This is a genomic window from Kitasatospora sp. NPDC092286 (genome assembly GCF_044755565.1).
In the GTDB taxonomy this organism is placed as follows: Bacteria; Actinomycetota; Actinomycetes; order Streptomycetales; family Streptomycetaceae; genus Kitasatospora.
This window is the reverse complement of sequence record NZ_JBIVRD010000098.1, coordinates 1-4,049: the sequence shown is the minus strand read 5'-3', so window position 1 is coordinate 4,049 and position 4,049 is coordinate 1. Positions and strand designations below refer to the sequence as shown.

The window sequence follows — 4,049 nt, the reverse complement described above, 5'->3', positions numbered from 1 at the left end:
CGCTCGCGTCACACACCACGGTCTACCGGATCAGGACCCGCCGCGAAGGTGAATCACACAGATTGATCACGACCGAATACGCGCCCTAGTCCGCCGGGAAGGCGAAGCCGACCTCCGCGAGGGAACGCTCCCACGGTGTAGCCGCCGGCCGTTGCGAGGGTTCACCGAAACCTGGGCCAGACGGCCGAGTTCCATGTTCATCTTCTGTCCAGTAGCTCGATAGTGATGTTGCCACTTGCAAGGGTTCCGCAGCTCCCCTTCAGGCCCAGCCAGGCAGCCGTGGGCTCCCGCAGGACGCTTCGCGACCGACGCCCCCGGACCTGCGCCCGGGTCGACCACATCCTCCATGGCCCAGCAGTCGATCCAGCCTCCCTTGCCGCCGTTATCACCCACCGCGCTCGCCGGACGGCGGTCGAGGCAACTGCGGTGCTCGTCCTCTTCCTGTGGATTTGTTGCCCGCACCCGGAACGGGGGCGGTCTCCGTCCTCGGGGTCACGTTGGGGACGAGCGCGAGCATCGCGAGCAGGTCGGCGCTGCCGCAGGAGGCGGCGATGACGCTGAGGATGTCGCGGGGGTCCCTGGCTGCCCAGTCGAACTGGGAGACCGGGCGCTCGACCGCGGCATGTAGCAGCACCAGCCGATGCGAAACGGCGCTGCGGTCTGCATGGGCCGCAGGGTTTCCCTGCACCCTGTCCCGAACGGCTGTCGATCGGGAAGCCCAGGTTCTTCCAGCCGCTCCCCCGCCGTACAGATCAGGTTCGATTGCGGCCATGAACAGTGGATCAGCCCCAAGTACGCTCCGACACACCTCTCTTGTGCCGGACCGCGACCGTTGAGCCGGGAGCGGGGACCATCGGACGAGACCGAAGTCGACACCCTGCCCTGACCTGGCCAAGCCACGCGCCGGGCTCAGCACGAGGCCCCGGACCACGGTGTCCAGGTCAGTTGCCGAGGCGCCAAGGCATCGCCGTCGATCCGGTGGGCAAAGCCCACACAGCACGCCAGTCCTTCCCTGCCCAGTCGGGCCCCGGCGCCCACAGCGGCGCGGGACGGGTTACCCCCCACTCATCATCAGGGTCCGGACGCACCAACAATTCTTCCTCCATGACATAGTCGCCGCTCAGCACCGCGGTCAGGAACTCGGCAAAGCCACCGTCGAAGCGGTCGAGTTCCCCTTGGAACCACACCACCACGGGCCACCTGTCAGGGTCCGGATCGGCGGTCAGCCAGCAGCAGTGGTCATGGTCGCTATTGCGGCCCCAACCGAGCAGTCCACCCGGGTCAGGAAATACTTGGGCTCGGACCTGCTGCCGGAAGAGGTCCTCCATTTCAACCTGGGCCCTGAACTCGGTGTCATTCTCGAAGCGCCACCCAGCCAAACCTCCCGGAGAGTCATCGGTTCCCGGGCGCCGCGCGGGCGTGCGCACTCCCCACTCGCCTGCGAAAGTCACCGAGCCGTACAGGTCGATGAACGCCCGGTAGTTCGACGGAAGCCGAACCCCGAGTTCCGCCGGCCAGCTCCCACGGCACACGAGCCGGAACGTACGCGGGCTCCCCCAGAATCCCCCGCACTCGATCCAACGCCTCGCTCACATTCTCCCCACTCGATACACCACTGCCACCGAGACCGACACGCAGTCGCTGCTCCCAGCATCCGCCAGGAGGCTTCGAAGATCCGCGCAAATTAACCGCGGCACGCCCACCGAACTCTCTCGCGATGAAGTGGCAGCGCGGCACGATGTCCGCCCCCTCCACGACAACCATCCCGGCCGAAGCCGCGACAGCCAGCGCCGCGAGCGCTGGCACCCACAGCGCTTCGATCGTCAGTGACCCGGCGACTGCCGCCTCCACGGCATCTGTGTCGACCCCGCGGGCACTTCCCACTCGGCCGCCCAATCTCGCCCTGTCCAGTCAAGTGAAGGACGCCACATGGGCTCTGGTTCAAGCAGATCCCACTCCTCCGGGTCCCCCTTGACCAGCACGTCTACTTCTCGGCGATATCTTCCTTCCAGTACCGTCACTACAAATTCAGCAAACCCCCCGTCGAACCGATCTATCATTCCCCTGTGCCATAGCGCAACATCCCACCGGTCAGGGTCCGAACCCTCAGTGATCCAGCACAAGTGATTATGATTGGTATTGCGACCCCAGTACAGCAGTCCAGATGGATCCGGGTATACGGCCGTTCGTTCCTGGCGCCGGAACTCGTCCTCCATCTCGACCTGAACCCTGAACTCTGTATTATTGTCAAAGCGCCATCTGGCCATGCCCGAAAGGGCCATCGAACCGAGATGAAGTCTCGGCGAATACACCCCCCACTCGCCCGCAAAACTCACTCCGCCATACAGATCAACAAACGCCCGGTAGTCCGACGGAAGCTGGACGCCTAGTTCGACCGGCGCGCCCTCCCACGGAACGCCGGCCGGCACATACAGAGGCTCCCCCATCATTGATCGGAGCCGCTCAAACCACTCACTCATAAAATGACTCCAATATAGCCGCAGAAACTGTTACCGAGAAGCCAACAAGTCATTATGCCAAGTAAATCAACTAAGTCGACATGCGCACCAGCTAGTTACCCAGCTGAACCATCGATCCAGTATCTAGGTTGAACTTCTCATTTCTCACCCATGCAAAGTCGCGCACCCCGGGTCTGCCATCAACCTTCTGACCGAAGGCCACCATAAAGAATGCCTTAGGAATGGTACTTGAAGGCGAATTATAGAGTGCAATCACCGTATATTCAACGATCTCTTGATTATTGAGAGCGGCGCCCACTGAAATTTCAAAGCTCCGCATTGACCCGGGGCCAGTATTGGTACCAACCTGGAAACACGGAGCCAAGTTTGCAGCCTTTCCGCGTCCACCAAGCTCGCGTGCAATGAAATGGCATCTGGCGAGCGGCGTCTCCTGCGAATTTACGGTGAAACCTCCATCCTTCGCAATCGACTGAGCGTCAGCCCACCCGGTTATGTTGCCACCAGCTTCAGTTCCGCGGTCTCCATCTGGACTCCCCGACAAACAGGCCTGCGCTCCAGTCGGACGCGTGCGCCTTCCTCCGCTCTCGTACTTCTCCTTTGCCCAGTAGTTGATCCATCCCACGCCACCGTTCCTTCGATCATCATCTTCAGCCGTGACCGGGCGGCGGTCGAGGCAACTGCGGGGCTTGTCCTCTTCCTGTGGATTGTTGCCCGCACCCTGATCGGGGGCGGTCTCGGTGCTCGGGGTCATGTTGGGGACGAGCGTCAGCATGGCGAGCAGGTCGGCGCTGCTGTAGGAGGCGGCGATGACGCTGAGGACGTCACGGGGGTCCCTGGGTGCCCAGTCGAGCTGGGGGGCGGGGCGCTCGACCGCGGCCCTGGTCGGGTCCCACAGGGGTTTGGGCGGCTCGGCCCTGGGCGCGGCGGGGCGCGGGGGTGTCTTGGCCCGGTTGCAGGTCTTGCAGGTCGGGCTCTGCTGGGGGCTGGAACCCCGGGCAGGAGCTCCCGTCGGGTTCGCCGCGGGCAGACCGGTCGGGCTTTGCGGCAGGGAAGTCGGGGAGTTGGACCTCCAGCGTTCCCGGGCCTCCTGCTTCTCCTGGTAGACGTCGCTGCCCGCGTAGCCGCTCGGCGCGGTGCTGGCGCTGCCGAATCCGCTGAACCCCAGAGCGTTCGCGCCGCCGAGGGGCACGGTGGAGCCGCTCGACGTACCCGGCGCGCGGTAGCCCGAGGTGTTGGGGACGTACGGCGCGGCGGGCTTGGCCGCCGGCGCTGGTGCTGGTGCCGGTGCTGGCTTGGCTCCAGGCTTGATGGTGGTGCTGCCGCCGAATTTGCCGCCGCCATTGCCGAACGAGATGCCGCCGCCACCCCCTCCTTGTGGCTGCAGGGTAATCGTGCCGTAGGCGGGGCCGTCGTTGCCGATGAAGTTCTCGTGCCCCGTCGGGTCGGTGCCGTTCAGCGGGCTGGCGTTGGCGTAGGTGCGGGCTTTGCCCTATTTTGTAGACACTTGCCTGTTATGCGACCAAGTCCAGGTTAATGACGCTCGTGGCGTGTTGCCGTTCATAGTCGACG

General features: G+C 64.2%; 4 protein-coding genes. All 4 read right to left on the bottom strand.

What is annotated here, in order from left to right:
• Positions 1-385 precede the first annotated feature (385 nt).
• The 4 genes from ACIQIB_RS39220 to ACIQIB_RS39205 all read right to left on the bottom strand — a co-directional run bounded on the left by ACIQIB_RS39220 (position 386) and on the right by ACIQIB_RS39205 (position 3,252).
• Positions 386-634 carry a hypothetical protein gene (locus ACIQIB_RS39220; RefSeq protein ID WP_400764228.1) on the bottom strand — a complete coding sequence of 83 codons (249 nt, stop codon included), beginning with the start codon at positions 632-634 and terminating at the stop codon, positions 386-388.
• Positions 635-941: 307 nt separating this feature from the next.
• Positions 942-1,532, bottom strand: a complete 591-nt coding sequence (locus ACIQIB_RS39215; RefSeq protein ID WP_400764225.1) for an SMI1/KNR4 family protein — start codon at positions 1,530-1,532, stop codon at positions 942-944.
• Positions 1,533-1,823: 291 nt separating this feature from the next.
• Positions 1,824-2,480 carry an SMI1/KNR4 family protein gene (locus tag ACIQIB_RS39210; RefSeq protein WP_400764223.1) on the bottom strand — a complete coding sequence of 219 codons (657 nt, stop codon included), beginning with the start codon at positions 2,478-2,480 and terminating at the stop codon, positions 1,824-1,826.
• Positions 2,481-2,571: 91 nt separating this feature from the next.
• A complete protein-coding gene (locus ACIQIB_RS39205; RefSeq protein WP_400764221.1) occupies positions 2,572-3,252 on the bottom strand; it encodes a DNA/RNA non-specific endonuclease in 681 nt (226 codons plus the stop codon).
• Positions 3,253-4,049: the final 797 nt, after the last annotated feature.